The following is a 20,493-nucleotide window of genomic DNA, read 5'->3' on the forward strand; positions in this document are numbered from 1 at the left end:
AGGGACCGTGAAACAATCAGTACGCTGGCATATCGCGGTGAGCCTGGCCGCTTCGCTCTGGCTCTCGGTCTTCGGTGTTCGTGTCCATGCCTACGACGTGGTCGATGTGCCGAACGGCGGAACGATCGCCGGCATCGTCACCCTCAAGGGCCAAACGCCCGCCCCCAAAGCGTTCAATCTGGTCACTTTCCCGGATCCCGAATACTGCGGCCGGATTTCTAATGGCCAAGGCTGGCGCCTGCTCCGGGACTTCCGCGTCGACGAAGAGAGCGGCCTCTATGGACTTCAGGACGTCGTCGTTCTCCTGGAAGGAATCGACGCCGGGAAGCCGTTTGATCTGTCGGTGCCGCGCATCGAGGCGCGCGACTGCCAATTCACGCCGTTCGTGACGATTGTGCGGGACGAGCACGCCGTGGAGGTGGTCAACATGGACCCCGTGATGCATGATATCCAAGCGTACGAAACCTCGCGCGAGCTCGGCACTCGGGTCCTCTTCAACTCTCCGCTGCCGATGAATTCCGATCACAAGCGCGGGGATCTGCATGCCACCCATAGCCACAAGCCCGGGAAGTCGATGTTGGAAAAGATCCGTCTGAGCAAAGGGCGGAGATTCTTCGTCATGCAGTGCGGGTTCCATGCCTATATGGAGAGCTGGGCGGTTGCCGTCCGCAATCCCTATTACGACATCACCGATCGGACGGGGGCCTTTGCGATTGAAAACGTGCCCCCCGGCACCTATCGGCTCGTCGCGTGGCACCCCTATGTCGGTTCTCTGGAAGAGCGCGTCGTGACCGTTGAACCGAAGAAAGTCACGCCGATGAACCTGGCGATGCAGGCGCCGGTGGGCCGGAGAACCGCCTATGAAATCATGGAACCGGCTCGGTTCGGACCCGCGGCACTGGGTCGCCCAGTCACGATCGATCCCATCGTCGAGCGCCAGCAGTAAGGCGTGAGGTCGTCGTTGCGTCTTTTTGCGGGACCTCCAGGAGCGCAGGCAGCGGCGCCGTCTTTGCACCGGCGCCCGCTGAGATCCGGTCTCCTCCTGCCGCTGCTCATCTTGGTCGTGATGCCCGCGCCCGCCTTGAGCGCCAGAAGCGGGAACGTGGATCTGGCGCAGCAGGCCCTGGTGGGCAAGCAGTACGAGCGCGTCTTGCAATTGGTCGATCCGCTCCTCAAGGCCCAGGATGCTCCTGTCGAGGCGCGTCGGTTGCGAATCAAAGCGCTCCTCGGCCTCCAAAAGCCGGCGGACGCGCTGACTGAGTACGATCGCCTGAGCGAGCAGGTCGGACACGACGACGGTCCATTGCTGCGGGAGGTGGCCATCGGGTTCATCACCCCCTTGCTCAAGGACATGCGGGAGCAGATGCGGGGGGCGGCGTATACGGCGCTGAAGGAGCTCGATTCCGAGGAGGCGGTGCCGTACCTGGAAGACGGCGTCAACGACGGATCGGGGTTGGTCCGCGCATTGGCCGTCGAAGGGCTCGGGCGATTGCCCGCAGGGCGGCGGTCTACTCGGATGCAGCAGGCGTTGGAGGACCAGGCGGCGGTCGTCCGGGCGGCCGCCGTCAAGGCGCTCGGGCGCTCCGATGATCCCCGGGTCGCCGGGCGGATTCAAAAAGCGCTGGACGACGATCAGTCCCTCGTCCGGGTGACGGCGGCCGGCATGTTGGCTCGGTTGAAACGGTCGGATGGTTGGGACCGCGTCCGTGCCTCCGCGCACGCGGCCAATCCCGACGAGCGTGCCACCGCGCTACGCATGCTGGGCGAGAGCAGAGACGTCAACGCCCTTCCGATTCTTCAGGCGGCGCTCGACGATCCGCAGCCTTCGGTCCGTGGTGCGGCCGCGGCGGCTCTTGGAGATCTCGGGATGGAGAGCGCAAGCACGGGCGTCATTGGCCTCTTGAAGGATCCGATCCCGGCCGTCCGCGCGACCGCGACCGTCTCCTTAGGGGCCATGCGCGCTTCCAATGCCGCTCAGAGCGTCGAGGCGATGCTGGAGGACTCGAACTTGGCCGTCCGGGCCGCGGCGGTTGCCACCTTGCTTGAGCTCGGCCTGCCGTACGAACGGGTTGCGGATACGGTTCGTGCACTGGCCCGGAACACCGATCCGGGTGTGCGGTCGTCGGTCGCCAAAGCGCTGGCGAAGGCGAAGGCCGACGAGGCTGTCTCCGTGCTCGAAGAGCTGCTCGGCGATTCGCTGCCGCGTCCGAGGATCGCCGCGGCGCGCTCGCTGGGTCATATCGGCGGCAACCGCATCGTTCTCATCCTGAAGCGGGCGTTGCGGGATCAGGATGAAGCGGTCCGTGCGACGGCCGGAGGAGCGCTCGGGCGGATCTTGAAGGTCTCGTCAGGGACTCGGCACGGCTGAGGACGGGAGCGGGCATGATCAGCTTCTTGACACAAATCATGGAGTTGGAGTATAGAAACGGCCCTCGTACTCTCAAGCCCGCTAGGACGGCCCACCAGCACGGTCGAACCAATGGGTGCCAGCAAGGGTAGATGAGGCTCTCTTTCATGAGGGAGGAGAGCGGGTGCTCGGAGTAGTCATGCGCGATGACGGAGGCGGGTCAATTTGTCGTGTTCTATCACAAGGAGGCAGTCTCATGAGAAAAAGTAGCATCATGATAGTGTTCGGACTCATCGTAGGCGCGTTTCTCGTGGCGCCCCTCTCCTCGTTTGCGGGAGGCACGATCACGGGGAAGGTGACCTACAGCGGAAAGCCCGAGGAGAAGGAATTTCTCTTCTCGAAGTTTCCCAATCCCAAGTTCTGTCCGAAGATCGCCGAGAAGAAGGCGGACTTGGCCAAGGGCGATAAGCGGATTCTGAAGACGATCGAGGTCGGGAAGGACGGGGGGCTGAAGGCGGCGGTCGTGGCGGTGACGGATATCGAGGACAAGGCCTTCACCGATGGCTACAAGGGCACCGATGTGGTGGCCGAGTTCTGCGAGTTTCAGCCGTACACCGGCGTCGTGGTGAAGCAGAAGATCTTCCGGGTGGAGAACCATGACGCCGACCCCGAGGACCCGAAGTCGGCGAAGGGCGTGCTCCACAACCCGCACTCCTTCGAGGTGCTTGGTCCGACGTCTTCCACGGTGTTCAACATCGGGCTTGCCGAGAAGGGATCGAAGCTCGAAAAGCCGGTCGTGCTCCGCAAGGACAAGCAGGGCTCGATGTTCCGGCTGCAGTGCGACCAGCATGAGTTCATGCAGTCCTTCTTCCTACCGGTGTCGAACGGTCACTTTGCCGTCGCCAAGGACGATGGCACGTTCGAGATCAAGGATGTGCCGGCCGGGAAGCACAAGCTGGTGGCGTGGCATCCGTTTGCGGGGAAGGTTGAGGCCGAAGTCGATGTCCCGGAGGGGGGCACGGCTCAGGCGAAGTTCGAGATTAAGAAGTAACGTCGGGTACTTCTTCGTCGCCGAAGGGCGACGGCCGGTTCATCCGGCCGTCGCCCTTTTCGTTTCGGTGCCCATGACCCAGGCGATCGTGCTCTCCGGCTTGAGTACACGAGCTTCGGCGGTCGGGCACTCCCGATGACACGCGTTCACCCACCGCCGTGCAAGCACGCGGCGCCGGATGGCAAGGACTTCCGTCTTCGTCTTGCCTTTGTCGAGCCGAACTGAGTAAGATGCGGAAATTTCAGGGAACGTGATGCATCGAGGAACGGAGTGGCACGAGAACTCTCGCTCGCCGAAATTTTCCAGCTCGGATACTACTGGGAAACCAAGATCCTCCTCACTGCAGTCAAGCTGGATCTGTTCAGCTTCCTCGACGGTAAAGAACTAACTGCCCATGAGCTCGCCGGGCGTCTTCAAGCCGACGGCGAACGGCTGGAAATTCTCATGAACGCCCTCGTCGCGATGCGGCTGCTCTCGAAAGAGCAAGGACGTTTCAGCAATACGAGGACGGCCTCGACCCATCTGGTCCGCTCCTCCTCTCAATACATCGGCCATCTCTTGTTGCTCCATGACGCGGAATGGGAGAATTGGGGCAAGCTGGAACAGACCATACGGACCGGCCGTTCCCCGGTGACGCGACACGTGTTCGAGACCGATCCGGAGCTCGGCGGGAACGTGCTGTCGGTGCTCGACCGTATCGGACGGCAGAGCAGTCCCGAGCTTGCCAAGCGGCTGAAACTCGACGGGGCAAGGACGCTCTTGGACCTCGGCGGAGGGGCGGCGACCAATGCGATCGCATTTTGCCGGTGCTATCCCCAGCTCCATGCCACCGTCTTTGATCTTCCGGCCACGTTGAAGACGGCGGAGCGCATGGTGAAAGAGGCCGGTCTCGAGTCTCGGATCGCGCTCATGCCGGGCGATTTCAATCGGGACCCCTGGGGCGGGCCCTATGATGTCGTGTTGATGTCGGACATCCTGCATTACCAGGAAGGTGCGGCCAATCAGACCCTCGTCCACAAGGCCTGGACGCATTTGACGGAGGGAGGGCGTCTTCTCATCAAAGATCGATTTCTCGATGAAACGGGGACAAGTCCCGCGTGGGCGACGGCCTTCGCCGTGCACATCCTCGTGAACACGGAGCGGGGGCGCTGCTACAAGGTCAGCGATGCCCTGCGCTGGATGGAATCGGCGGGGTTCAGCGGCGTCACCGAAGTGGAGCCGACCGCGGTCGTCCACGGCGTGAAGGCGAGTGGTCATCGCGTGGGGCGTTCACAGCATGTATGAATGGCTGAAACAGCCGGGGTTCTTCGGGACGCATGCGACGGTCGGGGCGGATGTGAGCCAGCTCATGGCGGCCCTGTTCACCGGTCTTTTCATCGTCGGCTGGGTACAAGCGAAGCGGCGCCAGGGGGGAGCGCACCATTGGCTCATGCTGGGCGGGATGATCGCCATGCTCGCGTTCTTTACGAGCTACTACCTGTTCCGCCAACTCGGCGTGCTCGCGTTCGAAGGGAAGGAAGGTTTCGGCGGGTCCCAGGAGCTCTACGACAACGTCTTCATTCCGTTGCTGACGTTTCACATCGTCCTGGTGGTCATCGGTCTCGTAATGGCGGTCTACATGATCGTGCTCGGTTTTCGCACCCAAATCGTTCGCGGCGGGCAACGGCTGTTGCGGAACGATCTGCTCGTCACGCCGTGGCGCAGGATCGTCGCGATCTTCGGCGGGATTTCCGGCGTCGTGCTGCTGCTCTTCTTCTCCCGGGCGGTAAGCGCTGGGTTTTCGACGCGCAAGCTGTCGGTATACCTGGGGCTCCTCATCCTGATCGCGATCGTGTTCGCGGTCGAAGTCCTCATTCAGCGCATTTGGCCGAACGGCGAGCGGCGGCACCGGATCCTGGGCACGTTCACGATGGTCATCTACTGCGTCCTGTTCGTGACCGGCAGCGTGACCTACGTGATGCTGTACATTCTGTATCCCGGGAAAATCGGGTGACCATGCTCGTCTGCGACTGCGGGAACTGGATGCATACGGAAGGGGTGGACGAAGTCTGGCAGGAGTCCTCCCCGCCCCTCTGGCTCGTCCGCTGTGAGTGCCGCCGGTGCCAGCGCCATGTCGGCGGGCTCGGGGCGCCCGATGAGACGGTGAGGTTGGTGGATCGTCTCATGTGGTCGGATGATGCCCGCCACACCCTCGAGCGGCTCCCGCCGTATCTGCAGCCTCTCGTCGAAGAAGAGGCGGAATCGTTCGCACGGTCGCACGGTGAGCGCGTCATCACGTCCGCGGTGTTGTCCCGGGCGCGAAACGGCGGGGTCGTGACGTGGGACCCAGACGCAGAACAGCGCTTGGACAAAGTCCCGGCCGCCGTGCGTGCGATGGCCAGGCAGGAGTTGGAGCGCACGGCCCTGGACCTGGACGAAGGGCGGGTGACGGTGGCGCTCATGGAACGGGTCAAAGCGCGATACTTCGGGATGTTCTCGAAAAGCAACGACGAGTGATGAATGTTGAATGATGAATTCTGAAATGATGAATTCTGAATAGCGGCCGCAACTCATCATTCATCCCTCATCACTCTACACGGGTTGTTATGCTGCATCGCCTTGCCTTGCGCGTGCTTCCGAGCCTCACGTTGGCGGTGACCGACGTACAGGTCCGGAGACGAAAACGATGGGTCATGTTCGTCCCGGGCCTGGTGGCGTTCGTGATCTATCGGGGCGCCAAGCACGTCGTGCCGTTGTCGGACCCCTTGGTGCTGCTCGGCATCAGCGGCGTGGTTTCGGCTCTCACCGCGCTCTGGGCGTATCGCATGGGACGCGGGGTCCCGTTCAGGGTCTCATGGCGCGAAGACGGAGCGGCGCGAGCGGCCTGGGTGGCCGGGTGGATCGGGTGGGTGTACGGAGTTCAACTGTCCTTGCTCGTGCTTGCGTTGCTGAAGCTAGTCGTCCAGTACGACTTCCTCGAGCATCCCGAGGGGCCCGCGATGATGGCGATCATCATCGCCTGTACGTCGGTGGCGCGTGATGCCTTCGAGATCGGTCACGTTCAGCGGACTGCACGAGAGGGGGGCCGGGTGCCGACCTTCCCGGACGGCGCGGGCCTGCGGGCGCTGCTCACAGCTCATCCCCGCCAGGCCTTCGCCTGGGTGTCCGCTGGCGCCGGCTTGGCCGGCCTCGTCGGTCTCGTCGCGCTCACTTTCGGGGCGAGTGGAGCTCATGTACTGGTCCAGTTGGGCTTGGCGTCGGTCGTTTCGGCGACCGTCGCGCTGGCGGCTTACTTCTCGGGCGAGCAACGGCCGGAGCCATGGCGGGTGCGGGTCGCTTCGACCGGCTGGCTGCAGTTGTTTCGCTTCTGGTGGTGGCCGGGCTTGGCTTTCGGGGCCACCTATTATCTCGCGTTGGCCGGCCTGGTCATATTCGTCTTCTCGCGCGACGTGTCGCGACCGGTTCTGGTCCAGCCGCTGATGGCGGCGGTCGTTGCGGCGCTCATGGGCCTGTACGGCTACTATCTCGGTGTCCGCCGTCATGAAGAAGACCGGGTCCAGCGCCTGATTCCGCCCTCGTTGCTCCGTTGCCCGTTCGTGATGAGTCTGCTCTCGAAGCCGGAGGCCGCGTCCGGTCGGATGACCGCGCCCGATCATGTCTTCACCGAGCCTGCACAACGGAGTTGAACGGATGCTGACAGTCGAACGCAGGGTGCCCTGTAGGAGCCTGAGCCTTCTCGCCGTATGGGTCCTCCTTGCACTCTTCCCGCCGCTCCTCACGTTGACGCTGCCCGACCCGACTTCTGCCCAGTCGAAGGACGTGTATTTCGGAACGGAGGGGGTGCCGAGCGGCCCGCCGGCTCCGGGTGCGGATGCGATCGTCTATCCGCGCCTGGGCTCGTTCGACAGCCGGCTCGTCGTGTGGTTCGTCACCCAACAGCATACGTACTTCGGCGGCTTCGTCCTCGCCTTGCCGATCTTCGTCGTGATCATGGAGGTCGTGGGGCTGCTTGCCCGTGACAAACTCTGGGCGGCCCGCTATGACCGGATGGCGCGTGATTTCCTGAAGGTCGGGCTCCTGGCGCTTTCGATCACCGCGTTGGTCGGGAGCGTGATGCTCGGCCTCTTCATCGGCCTGTATCCCAGTTTCATGAGCTACATGGGCGGCACGTTCAAGAGCATGATGCCGATCTATGCCTTGGTCTTCCTGGGGGAGGCCGTGCTCCTGGTCGTGTACTACTACAGCTGGGACCGAATGAAGGGCCCGGTGAGCAAGTGGCTCCATGCCACGCTCGGGGTGCTCGCGAACGTCATGGGGGCGGTCCTGTTGCTGCTGGCCAACGCGTGGATTTCGTTCATGATGTCACCGGCCGGTGTCAACGAGCAGGGGCAGTACCTCGGCAACGTGTGGCATCTCTTGCACTCGGCGCTCTGGAATCCGTTGAACGTCCACCGCTTCCTGGCCGATATCATGTCGGGCGGCGCCGTGGTCATGGCATATGCGGCTTATCGGTTCCTTACGAGCAAGTCCGACGAGGAACGCGCGTATTACGATTGGGTGGGTTATCTCTTCTTGTTCGTCACCGTGTGCGCCCTCTTGCCCATGCCCATCGCCGGGTATTGGCTGATGCGGTCGGTCTATGCGTTCCGGCAAAGCATGGGCGTGACGATGATGGGCGGGCTGTTGACGTGGCTGTTCGTCGTTCAGGCCCTGCTGATCGGCGTCCTCTTCCTCGGGATCAACTACTACTTGTGGCAAAGCATGGGGCGGATTCGCGGCGGCGAGCGTTACCAGAACTACCTCAAGTACCTGGTGTATGGGCTTATGGCGTGCCTGATGGTGTGGCTGACGCCCCATACGATCATCATGTCGCCGAGCGAGGTCAAGGCGATGGGCGGCGCACAACACCCGGTGATCGGCAACTATGGCGTCATGTCGGCGAAAAACGGCGCGATCAACGTCATGATCTGCTTGACCGCGCTCAGTTATATTCTCTACCGTCGCGCCAACCGTACGATCACGGTGAAATGGGCGAGGACCGGGAACGCCGTCCTGGCTGTGGTCTTCACGCTCGGGATCGTCCACATCATCTGGCTCTCGGTCTATGGGTTCTACCTGCCGGCGGCGATCCGCGTCGCCTTGTCCTCGCCCCAAGCCGCAACCACCTTCACGGTCCTGCTGGTCGCCGTGGTGCTGAACCGAGCCATGACGCGCGGCGCGATCCAGCACGGGCCGATCCAATGGGGCAAGATCTCCGTGCGAGGGATGGTGGTGCTGTTCGGGTTGGCCGCCGCCTTCACCTGGGTGATGGGTCTGATGGGCTATATTCGATCGACCGGGCGGCTGTCCTGGCATGTGAGCGAGATCATGCCGGACCTCTCGCCATGGGCCTTCACGCCGTCGCTCGGGTTTGCCGCAAAGATGGTGACCCTGAACATGGTGGTGTTTTGGCTCACGGTATTGTTCTTGTTCTGGCTGAGCCGTCGCGATGAAGAGCGTGCGGCGCTCATGGAACGGGCGTCTACCGGGCGGGAAGGGCTCGTAGGTGCTCCATCGGGAGAGGCGCAAGTATCATGAAGACACGACTCGTGGTGATGATCCTCGCGGTCGTTGCGGCGACCGCCGGGCTGCCGTCCGGGCCATGTGCCGCCGGACAATCGAACGGCATGACCGTGTTGGAAGATTTCCAGACGGCGACGGATGGGTGGCCCTCGGGATGGCGGGCGCAGCGGAACGAAGCGCGTGCCAAAGAGACCTATCGCGTCGTGAAGGAGGAAGGCCACGTCGCCTTCCTTGCGGCAAAGGGTGCGGATCAGCGGGTCTACAAAAAGTTGGGCTGGGATCCGAAGGCGCTCCCGGTCGTGACCTGGCGGTGGCGGTTGAAGTCCGCGCCGCCGGCTTCGGACGACAAGCACGATTTGATCGCCGCGGTTTTCATCTCGCTGGACACGGACTTGATGTTCATTCCGGTCACGACCAAGTATGTGTGGAGCCGGGCGAAACCCGTCGGCAGCATCACCGAGGGCGGATTTTCGTCCGCCTCGGAAATCATCATCCGAACGGGGACTGCTCCCGTGGGGGAATGGATTGAAGAACGCGTGAACGCGTACCTAGATTTCAAGCGCATCCATAATCACGAGCCGGCTGACAAGGCGTGGGGAATTTCGCTGTTGGCGGGTCCCGACGTCGAGATCGATTTTGGTCCCATCGCCGTCACCGCGACGACTCCTTGACCATGCGCCACTCGACCGCCGGTGGAGTTGGATCACGCCGCCGGGTCGCCGATATGATTCTCGGGGCCGCGGTGATGGGTACCGTCGGGGCGTTGCTCGGCGTCCTCATGGGCGAGCAAATGATGCCCCTGGGGGTCGGGATCGGGGTGGTGATGGGCACGGTGATCGGCGCCTTTGGCGGGCGGCGGTTTCTCGTCAGCATCCTCATCGGTACGCTGCTCGGCGGCCTACTGGCCTGGCTGCTTGCGGGCGAGGACAAGATTTCATTCGGGGCCGGGGCCGGGGCGGCGATGGGCGGTTTTCTCGGTGTACAGTCGTCCATGCTGCTGGATCTGTGGGCTGAGCACAAGCGGAATCAGCAAAGCGAGGGGCAGGGACATTGACGCCGGTGGGCGGATGTCACGGGGGCATATGGAAAATCGAGGGGTACTGATCGGGTCGATCGTCTTTGTCTTCGCCTCGTTCATTCTCATGATCGTCGGCCTGGTCTACGAGTCGTACAAGTCGAAGCAGATGCGCGAACTGGCCGCCACGATCAAGACCGAGCATCGAGCGGCGCCGGTCGCGGCCCCGCGCGATTTCTCGGCCTACAAGACCATCGTCGGCGACGAAGGGCGGGAAATGATCCAGATCCCTGCAGGCCCCTTTACGATGGGGAGCAACGACGGTGATCCCGACGAAGCTCCGGAGCATTCCGTCTTCCTCTCGACCTACTACATCGACAAGAAGGAGGTCACCCAGGCGGAGTATGATCGGTTCGTGAAAGCGACCAAACGCGGCAAACCCTTCATCCCCGTTTTCGAAGACGATCAATCGAAGATTCTTCGGCCCGAGTTGCCGGCCATCGGCATGTCGTGGGCCGACGCCGAAGCCTACTGTCGATGGGCCGGGAAGCGACTACCGACCGAGGCGGAATGGGAAAAGGCGGGACGAGGCGAGGGGAAGCGAAAGTATCCGTGGGGCGATGAATTTGCAACCGGGTATGCCAACGTGGACGGCGAGGAAGACGGATTCAAGTACCTTGCGCCCCCGGGGTCGTTTGAATCCGGACGGAGCCCCTACGGGGTGTATGACATGACCGGGAACGTGGCCGAGTGGGTCGCGGATACGTACAGTGAGGACTATTACCGCAAGGCGCCCTTTCGCGATCCCAAAGGTCCGGAGGAGGGCCAGCACAAGGTGATCCGCGGTGGATCATGGCGGGAGACGCAGCACAATGCCCGGCTGTCAAAGCGCTTCCAGGCGAAGATGTGGCGGACTGACAGCACGATCGGGATTCGCTGTGCCAAGAGCGAGGATGAGTCGGCCAAGACAACAGCGACCAGTGACGGCGGGCCACCCGTGCGATCATCCGGGCAGGCGGAGGCCCAACGGTGAGTTATGCTCGAAACGCGATTCAAGGTTGCCATGTGGGTGACGGTCCTCTTGATGACCAGTCTTCCGGTGATGGGGATCTTGCGAGGGACCAAGCTCACGCCCTACGAGGATACCGGCGCCCCGCCCGAGGAGGGGGGGCTGCCGGCCGACTCTGTCGGATCCGCCTCCAGCGAGCCCCTCATCCCCGATGACATGGTGCTCATTCCTGCAGGACCGTTCGTCCGCGGAACTGATGCCGGCGGGTTTGACGAGCGACCGCCTCGCTCTATTTACCTCGATGCGTATTGGATCGACCGCTACGAGGTGACCAACGGGCATTACATGGCCTTTGTCTCGGCCACCAATCACCGTTATCCCGGCCCTCCTTCACGCTATGCCAAGAATATGGTGAAGATGAGGGGCGTGAACCAACCCGTCGTGTACGTGTCGTGGGATGACGGCGACGCCTACTGTCGCTGGAAGGGAAAGCGACTTCCGACGGAAGCGGAATGGGAAAAAGCGATGCGGGGCACCGATGCCCGCCTATGGCCGTGGGGCAACGATCCCGACCCGATGGGGGCCAACTGGGCTCGGGTCAACGATGGATACGATGTGGCGGCACCAGTTGGCACGTTCCCACGCGATATCAGTCCCTTCGGCGTCGCGGACGGTGCCGGCAACGTCATGGAGTGGGTGGCTGACTGGTACGGAGAGGACTACTATCGGCAGCCGGTCGAACGGAACCCGACCGGCCCAGAGTATGGCCTCTATAAGGTGCTGCGGGGAGGGGTCTATACGAACACCGGAAGCGATGTCCGCCTGACGAGCCGCAGTAAGATGGTCCCCGATTTTCGCGACGAGACGATCGGGTTTCGTTGTGCAAGATCGGGTGCTGTAGGGGTAGAAGGAAAGGGGCAGTCGGATGCTGAGAAGTTATAGAAAATCGAAGTAGTAGAGGATCAGAAACACGGCCAAAATTATATTGACAACCATTCCAGCCAAAACTATAATGTCGAACACTTTTGAGTTTTTCTTCATTATTTCGCCCCTCTTCGAGAGCAATCGCTGCGTGAGGAAGGATTAACACACGGTCCAAAAACCTGTCAAGAATACTGACTGACTTTCGTTGCTCATCACAGCTTAATCGGAAAGGAGATCAGGGAGAAGGAGTATGGAAGCGACGGCCCACAGCGATATCCAGACCAAAATTGGCAAGATGATTTTCTACATCACGTGTGCAGTCAGTCTCTGGTTCTTCTATTGGTTTGCGGGTATTCAATGTCCGTGCTGACTCCCGCGCCCTACCCGTGGAGAAAGCTTTCTACTTCTTTCTTGATCGAGGAGCATTGCAATGTTCACTAATCCCGTCTTCTGGTTTGCGTTGCTGGTGATCGGGGCCGTCCTGCTGTTCGTCGGGAAGAAGGCCAATCTGCTGAACAACACAGCCTATGCCGTGATTGTCTCGATCTTGATCGTGGTGGCTTACTTTCACTTGGTCGATCACTACTTGATGGATATGCAAGGCCTCGACTACTGGTACTTGTTCCGCAAATAACGAGGCCCAGGGGCTATGAGCGCCAAGTCTCCGAGTGGTTCTCAGGCTCGCGGAAAATCTCGGAACCATTTCGTGACTGCTTAAGGAGGTTGTCATGGGTAGTGTAACCCGAAAGAAGACGCTGTCAATTCTAGCGTTGAGCGCGATGGTCGGTCTTCTTTTGCTGCCAATCCTGGTGTCCGTTCCCGTGCTTGCCAGCGGCGGCGGAGAGGCGCCCCCAGGCCCACCAGCCGACGCTGTCAAGAAGGAGGGCGGCGAGCCTGAGAAGAAAGTCGAGAAGGCCCGGGACGTCTACTACAAGACCGAGGGGATCGTGGTTGGTGCGCCGGCCCCGAAGACGACCGATAGCCCCAAGGATTATCCCCGGTACAACTTCGAGAGTCGGGTGCTGTTGTGGTTCGCCAATCAGCAGCACCTCTACTATGGGAGCTTCGTGCTGGCCGTCCCGATCTTCTGTATGGTGATCGAGTTCATTGGGGTGGTCACGAAGGATAAGGCCATGGCCAAGAAGTACGACCAATTGGCCTACGACTTTATCAAGATCAGCCTGACGGCCTACTCCTTGACCGCCATCCTGGGCGGCATTCTGATTTTCACCTTCCTGACTCTCTATCCGGCTTTCTTCAGCTATCTGTCCAGCATCTTCCGCCCCGTCATGCACATCTACGCCTTGATGTTCGTGGCGGAGAGCGGAACGCTCTACATCTACTACTACGGCTGGGACAAGATGAAGGAAGGGCTGTTGAAGTGGATTCACCTCAGCATGTCCGTGATCCTGAACGTCATCGGTACCGTCCTCATGTTCCTCGCCAACTCGTGGATCGGGTTCATGATGTCCCCGGCGGGTGTCGATGAGCAGGGCCGCTATCTCGGGAACATCTGGCACGTGCTCCATACCGCGCTCTGGAACCCCCTGAACGTTCACCGGATTCTCGGTAATATGGCATTCGGGGGCGGCGTGGTCGCCGCCTATGCGGCGTACCGCTTCTTGTCAGCCAAGAACGACGAGGAGCGGGCACATTACGACTGGATGGGGTATATCGCGATGTCCTTGGGCGTCGCCTTCCTCATCCCGCTGCCCTTTGCCGGTTACTGGCTCATGCGGGAGGTGTATGCCTACCGGCAGCAGATGGGCATCACTCTGATGGGCGGCCTACTTGCATGGCTGTTCATCATTCAGGCGACGATGATCGGCATTCTCTTCCTCAGCACGAACTACTATCTATGGCAAGCGCTTGGTCGCATGACGGGTGCTGAGCGGTTCCAGCGGTACATCAAGTACTTCGTGTTCATCTTGGTCGTTGGGTTCTTGGTCTTCATCACCCCGCACACTATGGTGATGACTCCGGCCGAGTTGAAGGCGATGGGCGGTCAGCAGCACCCGGTTCTGGGGAACTACGGTGTGATGTCCGCAAAGAACGGCGGGATCAACGTGATCATCACCACGACGGTGCTGAGCTTCATCTGGTACCAGCGCGGGAACAAGATCCCAGCCGTCTCCTGGTCCAAGTTCGGCAATATCTTCATGGGCGTGTTCTTCTTCTTTGCCTACGTGAACATCGTCTGGCTCGCCATCTATGGGTACTACATTCCGGCCAACGTGCGCGTCGGTCTCTCGGTACCGCAGGTGGCGACGACTCTCTCCTGTCTGTTCTTCATGACCGCTCTGAATCTCTCGATGTTGAAGGGAGCCAAAGAGTTGGGGCCAATCCAGTGGGGTCGGATCTCCGCGCGGTCGCAGTACGCATTGATCATGCTTGCGACGGCATTCACCTGGATGATGGGCCTCATGGGGTACATCCGCTCTTCGGTTCGGTTGTTCTGGCACGTCAATGAGATCATGCGGGATAACTCACCCTGGGCGTACACGCACACAGTCGGATTTGCTGCGAACATGATTTCGTTCAACGTCCTGTTCTTCTGGATCAGCATCATGTTCGTCTTCTGGCTCGGAACGCTTGGAGCCAAGAAGGCTCCGGTGGCGGCGAAGGTCCCGGTTCCCGGAGGAGCGCCAGAGCCAGCAGTCGGCCATTAGTGATTCGGTAAGTTTTGAATTTCTGACATAAGGGCCGTACCGGTGTGAGGACCGGTGCGGCCCAGGAGGGTCTTCACGTGGCGGAATTACTAGGTGCAGCGTTTGAGTTGGGGTGGCCGGTGCTCGCCCTGCTCGGAGGGTTGCTGATCTACTTCCAGGTCAGCACCCCGGACCCAGTGCAGAAGCGCCAACGGGTCTTCAAGACATTCATCGGTATGATCGCGTCGGTGATGCTCTTTATCGCGATCGCAAATTATCAGATTAATTTCAACGGCAACTCCCGCCTCCTTCCCGTCTCCCTCGCCATGATCACCGCCCTTTCCTTCATGATGGCCTTGTACTTCGCGAACATCAGTGCCCTCTTCAAGATCGGCGGATTCATGTTCCTGGTCGCGGCGGCGCTTTCCGGGTACGGCAACTGGCTCCCTCAAGTGGAAGGCGGGTTTCCTCCCCCTGAAGTGAAGCTTGACTTTGCGTCGATGACGCCCCAGCAGCTTGCGGATGAAGGCGAAAAAATCATCTTCGGCGGCCTCGGGCAGAGCAAGGTTCAAGGTGCCATTGGAAAGGGACAGTGTCCGCTCTGTCATGGCTTTAACGAAGGATTTTTGAGTGAGCGGGCTCCAAACCTGTTCGGTGTTCCGGATCGAGCCAAGCAGCGCCTTGAAGATCCTCGGTATCACAAGGGGAAGCCAGGCGATCGGGATACGGAACAGAAAGAGGCCTTCCCCGGAGCGGGAACAGCGGAGACAGGACAGGAGTACATAGCCGAGTCGCATGCTTGTCCGAGTTGCTACGTCGTCGCGGGGTTCGGCGTCAAAGGGACCAACGACAAGCAAAGCCCGATGCCGGCGATTCATAAGCCGCCCATCTCCCTCTCCATCGGAGAGTTGGCTGCCGTCGACACCTGGATGTACGTCCGAGAAGGGAAGGACGCGCCAAGCTACGAAGAGATCGTCAAGAGTTACGAAAAATTCATCCCGGAGGCAGACCGGCCGAAGCAGGCGTCGCCTGAGGACGAGAAGAAAGCGCAAGCCGGAGGTGGACTGCTGGCTGATGGATCGGAGCCGGTTGATCAGATCTTCTCGAAAGCTCAGTGCGTGGCCTGCCATACGATTCCAGGCATCGCAGGCGCCGTCGGAACGATTGGTCCGAAGCTGGTGGAAAAGACCAACGCCCCCAGCCGGTTAAAAGATCCGGCTTACAAGGGAACGGCCAAGTCCGTCCGGGAATACATCACGGAATCGGTGATCAATCCAAGCGCCTACGTCGTGAAGGGATTTCCTGATAACACGATGCCGAAGATCTTCGGACAGAAATTGAGCGCCGGGGCGCTGAACAAGATCGTCGACTACCTCTCCCAACTGGAAGAGGGAAAAGCGCCGCCAAAGATCTAAGAACTCTGAGCTCATGCTTTGTGGCGACCGTGTGCTCGCCCTGACCTAACAAGGAGTGTTGTGTCATGACATCGCTGAAGTTGATCGAAGGCTTCATGCCGATGCAGATGATCTTCGAGCTGGCCTTCTGCGTGGCCGTCTTCGCGGGCATCAGCTATCTGCTGGACCGGAGTGGAATGGGAATTCCCAGATTTTGGCAGGGCATTCTCTTCTGGGTATTCATTATGTTGTACTTGAAGTATCGCATCTATCCGCCGATCCCGTTCAGCGTACGGGCCATGTACGGCACGGTTTCGTTAATCGCCATCTTCATGTGGATGTCGAGCAACGAAGAAGATTGGCGGAAGTTCAAACAACCAATCATGAACGTCTTGGATGCGGTGACCCCTTTTCACAGGGTCCTGCGAACGGTGTATCTGATCGCTCTTCCCATCATTCTTTGGGGGTTCTCGTATAACTCGTTCCTGCCGAACCTAGAAGAGCCGATCGAGCTTCGGACCGTGCATCCTGCGCCGCCTGCCAGCACCAAGGTGCACGGGAAAACTTTTGTCCTCCAAACGTCTTACAATCCCTATCGGGTGAATCTCGAGGGGAAGTTCGACGAGGAATTCGCCCGAAAGCTCATTACCGAGCAGAGCATGGGGCGTCTGATGCAAGGGCGTCCGGATGCCAATCCCTGGGACCCGAATGCCCAAGGGTATATCAAGTACGTCCGCGAGGGTGGAGAGATCTTCTTCCAAAATTGTCACTTCTGCCATGGCGACAATCTGAATGGCCGTGGCCTTCACGCCTTTGCCTTCAATCCGATTCCGGCAAACTTTACAGACCCGGGGACTTTAGCCCAGCTCCAGGAGACCTTCGTGTTCTGGCGTGTGTCGAAGGGCGGGATTGGGCTACCCAGGGAAGGATTCCCTTGGGCGTCGGTGATGCCCCCATGGGAGCAGCATCTCACGACGGACGAAATTTGGAAGGTCATTCTCTTCGAGTATTGGCATACCGGCTATTATCCAAGGACTTGGGATTAATCCCACACTATCCGGTGAAGGGGTACATCTATGAGGCGTCTTCGGTTTAATGGGAAGTTGATGCTGCTGCCGGCGGTAGCGCTTGGCGCGGTCTTGGCATCGGGAAGCAGCGCCGTCTCGACCTTCGCGCAAGAGGGTCTGCCGGAAGGATTCAAGAAAGCGGAGTTGGCCCCCTTGCCTTCTGCCGAAATGATCGAGGCCGGCAAGCGCGTGTACTTTACGAAGTGCGTCTGGTGTCACGGGGTCGATGGAGCAGGGGATGGCCCGGCCGCGGACCGACTCTGGCCGCGCCCTCGGAATTTCAACCAAGGAACGTTCAAGATTCGGCATACGGCGAGCGGGGAATTGCCACTTTTCGACTCGCGGAAGCCGGTACCCGGGCAGAACGATCTGTTTGAAACGGTGACTCATGGTTTGCCGGGGTCGGCGATGCCGCCATGGGATGGTATTCTCAGCGAAGAGCAGCGGTTGCAAGTCCTCTCCTTTGTCACAACCCAGCTGGTGAAGGACCGCAAGTTCGACGACAAGGAGACCGAAACGCAAACGGTGCTGCAGTTGGGCGATATCAAGCCTATCCCCGTCAGCAAGGAGAGCTTGGAAAAAGGTAAACAGCTGATCGTCGACAAAAAATGCGTGGAGTGCCATGGTGCCGAGGGTCGTGGGGACGGCAACGCCTTCAATCTCAAGGATGACTGGGGCTTTCCGATCCAGCCGGCCAACTGGCACAAGTGTTGGAACTTCCGGGGGAGCCGACGCGATCCCTATAACGTGAAGAACATTTTCCGAACGTTCTCGACGGGGGTCAGTGGAACCCCGATGCCCTCCTTCGCGGACAACACGACCGTCGAAGAGCGATGGCACATCGCGAACTTTGTCAACTCGCTCTGCGAACGAGATGTCAACGGAAATCCTCTTGAAATCGATCCTCTGACCGACAAGCCGAAGATCAATTTTGTGCTGCGTTCGGGACCGGTCGAAGGAGAGATTTCGGACGATCCGGAAAACGAAATGTGGCAGAAGCGCGAACGGCGGTTGATCGCGCTCGGCGGTCAGATCACCCACAAGCCGCGGAACTTCGTAACCCGTATCGATGACATCTGGGTCAAGTCGCTTTACAACGAGAAGGACATCGTCTTCCTCTTCCAGTGGGATGATCGCTCAAAGAGCGTGGCTGCAGAGAAGCCGCCGTTTGAGCCGACCGAGGTCAACCTTGAAGCGTATGGTGTGAAAGAGCAGCCGCCTAAGACAGGCGAAGAAGGCTCCATTGCCGCTCAGCAGGTAAAGTACACGGTCTATAACGATGCTCTCGCCTTCCAGTTCCCGGTGAAGTGGCAGGAGATCCCGCCACCCGAGAAGCCGCGGTATTTCTGGGGGGATGAAAAGTATCCGGTTGATATCGTCAAGTGGGAGGCCGATGGCTCGGTCCGGGCCTTTACAGGGACGGGTTGGGACCAGGACTTCGAAGAACGTGACGATATGACCGAGAAGCTGAAGGTCATGAAGTCGGAGTGGAAGGATGGGCGGTGGTCGGTGATGATCAGCCGTCCTCGAAAGGGCGACTACGACGAAGACACGTACTTCGAGATGGGGAAGTATATCCCGACCGTGTTCTTCGTGTGGGATGGGCACAACGGGGATGCAGGACGGAAGATGTCCGTTTCGGCGTTCTACTACACGATCCTCGAGCCGCCGATTCCAAAAGAGACGTATATCTACCCAACTTTGATCGCCGTCGGTATCGTGATCCTTGAAGGCTGGGTGCTGACCCGACGGAAGAACAAGAGACAGGGTAAGATTTAGAGCTCTTGGTTGTGTGGTAAGGGGGAGTGGGCTATCCCACTCCCCCTTTTTATTTGCGAGAAGGTCCTGCCGATGGCGACACTGAAGGGGGTCAGCGGCGTCTTACTGGCCGGCGGGAAGAGTCGCCGCATGGGACAAGACAAGCGCTTCCTGGACCTCGGTGGACGAACGCTGCTGCAACGGACGTTAGCCGTCTATGAGCAGCTTTTCGAGGAAATCATTCTGGTGACAGCGCAGGAGGACCGCGCGTTGGCCGACGTGAAACACGCGGTTGTGACGGACATCATTCCTGATGGCGGTAGCATGGGCGGGCTCTATACCGGCCTCTTCCGTGCCACACGCGAGCGGATTTTTGTGGCGGCCTGTGACATGCCTTTTCTCAATATGGCCTTGATCGAGTATTTGGCCGGATTCCCAGCCGAGAGCGACATCGTCATCGTGCGTCTGTTGACCGGACTTCAGCCTATGCATGCCGTCTACGGGAAAGCCTGTCTTCCTCACTTTGAAGAGATGCTCCAGCGCCGGTCCCTCGCCATCCACGGCGTGCTCAGCCGGCCGGGTCTTCGTGTCAGTGAAGTCCCGGAGACGACTGTACGAATGTATGACCCGCAACTCCTCTCGTTTCTCAACATCAACTCACCCGCGGATCTCGAATTCGGCCGGAAGCTCGTGAAGATGCAGGATGGACGCGAGTAACGCCGAAAAAACCGTTCTGCTCATCCATCCCGGGTCCTTAGGCGACATCCTTCTCGCGCTGCCCGCGGTGAGGGCCGTCCGGGAGAAGTTTCCGCGCCATGTCCTTACCCTTCTTGCCGCTGCCGAGCCCGCACGGTTGCTCCAGGCCTGCGGAGAAGTTGATGCGGTGTATCCATTGGAAGGGCCGCTCTTGGCTGGCCTTCTGGAGGATACCGGCGAGGTGGCGCCTGTCCTGGCTGACCGCTTGCGTCGATGTGAGTTGGCGGTCTGCTGGTTGGAGGGGCGGGACGGCGCCTTGCAGCGGGGGCTCAAACGAGTCGGTGTGAAACAGGCTTGCGTGGGCTCCCCGCACGGTAGTGGATGCCGCGCCGTACACCAGTCTGACCGGTTCTTGGAGCTGCTCCCGTTCAAGAGTGACTCGGGTCCCGTCGGTCGGCCGTTACGGCTCCCTGTATTGGTGCGGCAAGCCGGACGGCAAGAGCTCGAGCGAAGGGGAGCATCGTCTCGCCCCGTTGTCATGCTGCATCCCGGCAGCGGCAGCAGGCACAAGTGTGCGCCGCCTGACATCTTCGCTTCACTCGTGCGCGGGGCCAACACCGCCGGCGCCACGCCCCTGCTCATCGGTGGCCCGGCCGACGATGAGGCGGTGGCACGGGTCAGCGAGGCCCTTCACGAGGGGGTGAACGTTGTACAGGGGCTTCCCTTGATGACGATGGCGGGCCTCCTCGCCGCCGCAGACCTCTATGTGGGGAACGACTCCGGACTCACGCACTTGGCAGCCGCATTTGCGGTGCCCACCATTGCACTCTTTGGACCGACGAAGGTGGACCGGTGGGCTCCGCGAGGACCGAAGGTCACGGTTCTATCGGGCGCAGCGTGCCGTTGCGAGAGCTGGGAACGTGTCCGCGCATGCTCAGAGAAAGTGTGCTTTCAGATCGAGGCCAAAGAGGTGATGAACGAAATGAGCCGGATGCTTGGGCCGTGTGGTCGATAACAGTTTGCCCAGGTCGATCTGCTGTAAT

19 protein-coding genes are annotated in these 20,493 nt (G+C 60.3%); all 19 read left to right on the forward strand.

What is annotated here, in order from left to right:
- The first annotated feature begins 7 nt into the window (after positions 1 to 7).
- Entirely contained in the window at positions 8 to 946 is a 939-nt protein-coding gene (locus ACWHYV_RS05150; protein ID WP_447979586.1) for a carboxypeptidase regulatory-like domain-containing protein, read from the forward strand.
- A 63-nt stretch (positions 947 to 1,009) separates the two neighbouring features.
- Positions 1,010 to 2,368 carry a HEAT repeat domain-containing protein gene (locus tag ACWHYV_RS05155; protein ID WP_447979587.1) on the forward strand — a complete coding sequence of 453 codons (1,359 nt, stop codon included), beginning with the start codon at positions 1,010 to 1,012 and terminating at the stop codon, positions 2,366 to 2,368.
- A 235-nt stretch (positions 2,369 to 2,603) separates the two neighbouring features.
- Positions 2,604 to 3,398, forward strand: a complete 795-nt coding sequence (locus ACWHYV_RS05160) for a carboxypeptidase-like regulatory domain-containing protein (RefSeq protein WP_447979588.1) — start codon at positions 2,604 to 2,606, stop codon at positions 3,396 to 3,398.
- Positions 3,399 to 3,668: 270 nt separating this feature from the next.
- A complete protein-coding gene (locus ACWHYV_RS05165; RefSeq protein ID WP_447979589.1) occupies positions 3,669 to 4,682 on the forward strand; it encodes a methyltransferase in 1,014 nt (337 codons plus the stop codon).
- On the forward strand, positions 4,675 to 5,391 hold the full coding sequence (locus ACWHYV_RS05170) for a DUF420 domain-containing protein (protein ID WP_447979590.1): 717 nt from the start codon (positions 4,675 to 4,677) through the stop codon (positions 5,389 to 5,391). Before ACWHYV_RS05165 ends, ACWHYV_RS05170 begins: the two co-directional genes overlap by 8 nt.
- A 2-nt stretch (positions 5,392 to 5,393) precedes the next feature.
- Positions 5,394 to 5,894 carry a PCP reductase family protein gene (locus ACWHYV_RS05175; protein ID WP_447980688.1) on the forward strand — a complete coding sequence of 167 codons (501 nt, stop codon included), beginning with the start codon at positions 5,394 to 5,396 and terminating at the stop codon, positions 5,892 to 5,894.
- A gap of 89 nt (positions 5,895 to 5,983) precedes the next feature.
- Complete coding sequence (locus tag ACWHYV_RS05180; RefSeq protein ID WP_447979591.1) at positions 5,984 to 7,063, forward strand: hypothetical protein; 1,080 nt, start codon at positions 5,984 to 5,986, stop codon at positions 7,061 to 7,063.
- 4 nt (positions 7,064 to 7,067) lie between these two features.
- Positions 7,068 to 8,954: a cytochrome ubiquinol oxidase subunit I gene (locus ACWHYV_RS05185; RefSeq protein WP_447979592.1), complete on the forward strand. Its 1,887-nt coding sequence runs from the start codon at positions 7,068 to 7,070 to the stop codon at positions 8,952 to 8,954.
- Positions 8,951 to 9,610 carry a DUF3047 domain-containing protein gene (locus ACWHYV_RS05190; RefSeq protein ID WP_447979593.1) on the forward strand — a complete coding sequence of 220 codons (660 nt, stop codon included), beginning with the start codon at positions 8,951 to 8,953 and terminating at the stop codon, positions 9,608 to 9,610. Before ACWHYV_RS05185 ends, ACWHYV_RS05190 begins: the two co-directional genes overlap by 4 nt.
- Before the next feature lie 2 nt (positions 9,611 to 9,612).
- The gene (locus tag ACWHYV_RS05195) at positions 9,613 to 9,993 is read left to right on the forward strand and encodes a hypothetical protein (RefSeq protein WP_447979594.1); all 381 of its coding nucleotides are present in this window, start codon (positions 9,613 to 9,615) and stop codon (positions 9,991 to 9,993) included.
- A 28-nt stretch (positions 9,994 to 10,021) separates the two neighbouring features.
- Complete coding sequence (locus tag ACWHYV_RS05200) at positions 10,022 to 10,987, forward strand: formylglycine-generating enzyme family protein (RefSeq protein ID WP_447979595.1); 966 nt, start codon at positions 10,022 to 10,024, stop codon at positions 10,985 to 10,987.
- Between the two features lie 3 nt (positions 10,988 to 10,990).
- A complete protein-coding gene (locus tag ACWHYV_RS05205; RefSeq protein ID WP_447979596.1) occupies positions 10,991 to 11,905 on the forward strand; it encodes a formylglycine-generating enzyme family protein in 915 nt (304 codons plus the stop codon).
- Between the two features lie 412 nt (positions 11,906 to 12,317).
- On the forward strand, positions 12,318 to 12,521 hold the full coding sequence (locus ACWHYV_RS05210) for a hypothetical protein (protein ID WP_447979597.1): 204 nt from the start codon (positions 12,318 to 12,320) through the stop codon (positions 12,519 to 12,521).
- 94 nt (positions 12,522 to 12,615) lie between these two features.
- Positions 12,616 to 14,556 carry a cytochrome ubiquinol oxidase subunit I gene (locus ACWHYV_RS05215; RefSeq protein WP_447979598.1) on the forward strand — a complete coding sequence of 647 codons (1,941 nt, stop codon included), beginning with the start codon at positions 12,616 to 12,618 and terminating at the stop codon, positions 14,554 to 14,556.
- A 77-nt stretch (positions 14,557 to 14,633) separates the two neighbouring features.
- A complete protein-coding gene (locus ACWHYV_RS05220) occupies positions 14,634 to 15,950 on the forward strand; it encodes a c-type cytochrome (RefSeq protein WP_447979599.1) in 1,317 nt (438 codons plus the stop codon).
- 65 nt (positions 15,951 to 16,015) lie between these two features.
- Positions 16,016 to 16,975, forward strand: coding sequence for a c-type cytochrome (locus tag ACWHYV_RS05225; protein ID WP_447979600.1), 960 nt, complete (start codon positions 16,016 to 16,018; stop codon positions 16,973 to 16,975).
- A 60-nt stretch (positions 16,976 to 17,035) separates the two neighbouring features.
- On the forward strand, positions 17,036 to 18,775 hold the full coding sequence (locus ACWHYV_RS05230; RefSeq protein ID WP_447979601.1) for a c-type cytochrome: 1,740 nt from the start codon (positions 17,036 to 17,038) through the stop codon (positions 18,773 to 18,775).
- A 72-nt stretch (positions 18,776 to 18,847) separates the two neighbouring features.
- Positions 18,848 to 19,471 (forward strand): molybdenum cofactor guanylyltransferase, encoded by a 624-nt coding sequence (locus ACWHYV_RS05235; RefSeq protein WP_447979602.1) that lies wholly within the window; start codon positions 18,848 to 18,850, stop codon positions 19,469 to 19,471.
- A complete protein-coding gene (locus tag ACWHYV_RS05240; RefSeq protein ID WP_447979603.1) occupies positions 19,458 to 20,465 on the forward strand; it encodes a glycosyltransferase family 9 protein in 1,008 nt (335 codons plus the stop codon). Before ACWHYV_RS05235 ends, ACWHYV_RS05240 begins: the two co-directional genes overlap by 14 nt.
- The last annotated feature ends 28 nt before the right edge of the window (positions 20,466 to 20,493 follow it).

The organism is Candidatus Nitrospira bockiana, assembly GCF_965152565.1.

Bases quoted from the DNA above. Each gene is read 5' to 3' on its own strand.
- ACWHYV_RS05160 (WP_447979588.1), top strand. From the start codon at position 2,604: ATGAGAAAAAGTAGCATCATGATAGTGTTCGGACTCATCGTAGGCGCG.
- ACWHYV_RS05170 (WP_447979590.1), top strand. From the start codon at position 4,675: ATGTATGAATGGCTGAAACAGCCGGGGTTCTTCGGGACGCATGCGACG.
- ACWHYV_RS05175 (WP_447980688.1), top strand. From the start codon at position 5,394: ATGCTCGTCTGCGACTGCGGGAACTGGATGCATACGGAAGGGGTGGAC.
- ACWHYV_RS05180 (WP_447979591.1), top strand. From the start codon at position 5,984: ATGCTGCATCGCCTTGCCTTGCGCGTGCTTCCGAGCCTCACGTTGGCG.
- ACWHYV_RS05185 (WP_447979592.1), top strand. From the start codon at position 7,068: ATGCTGACAGTCGAACGCAGGGTGCCCTGTAGGAGCCTGAGCCTTCTC.
- ACWHYV_RS05190 (WP_447979593.1), top strand. From the start codon at position 8,951: ATGAAGACACGACTCGTGGTGATGATCCTCGCGGTCGTTGCGGCGACC.
- ACWHYV_RS05195 (WP_447979594.1), top strand. From the start codon at position 9,613: ATGCGCCACTCGACCGCCGGTGGAGTTGGATCACGCCGCCGGGTCGCC.
- ACWHYV_RS05200 (WP_447979595.1), top strand. From the start codon at position 10,022: ATGGAAAATCGAGGGGTACTGATCGGGTCGATCGTCTTTGTCTTCGCC.
- ACWHYV_RS05205 (WP_447979596.1), top strand. From the start codon at position 10,991: ATGCTCGAAACGCGATTCAAGGTTGCCATGTGGGTGACGGTCCTCTTG.
- ACWHYV_RS05210 (WP_447979597.1), top strand. From the start codon at position 12,318: ATGTTCACTAATCCCGTCTTCTGGTTTGCGTTGCTGGTGATCGGGGCC.
- ACWHYV_RS05215 (WP_447979598.1), top strand. From the start codon at position 12,616: ATGGGTAGTGTAACCCGAAAGAAGACGCTGTCAATTCTAGCGTTGAGC.
- ACWHYV_RS05225 (WP_447979600.1), top strand. From the start codon at position 16,016: ATGACATCGCTGAAGTTGATCGAAGGCTTCATGCCGATGCAGATGATC.
- ACWHYV_RS05230 (WP_447979601.1), top strand. From the start codon at position 17,036: ATGCTGCTGCCGGCGGTAGCGCTTGGCGCGGTCTTGGCATCGGGAAGC.
- ACWHYV_RS05235 (WP_447979602.1), top strand. From the start codon at position 18,848: ATGGCGACACTGAAGGGGGTCAGCGGCGTCTTACTGGCCGGCGGGAAG.
- ACWHYV_RS05240 (WP_447979603.1), top strand. From the start codon at position 19,458: ATGGACGCGAGTAACGCCGAAAAAACCGTTCTGCTCATCCATCCCGGG.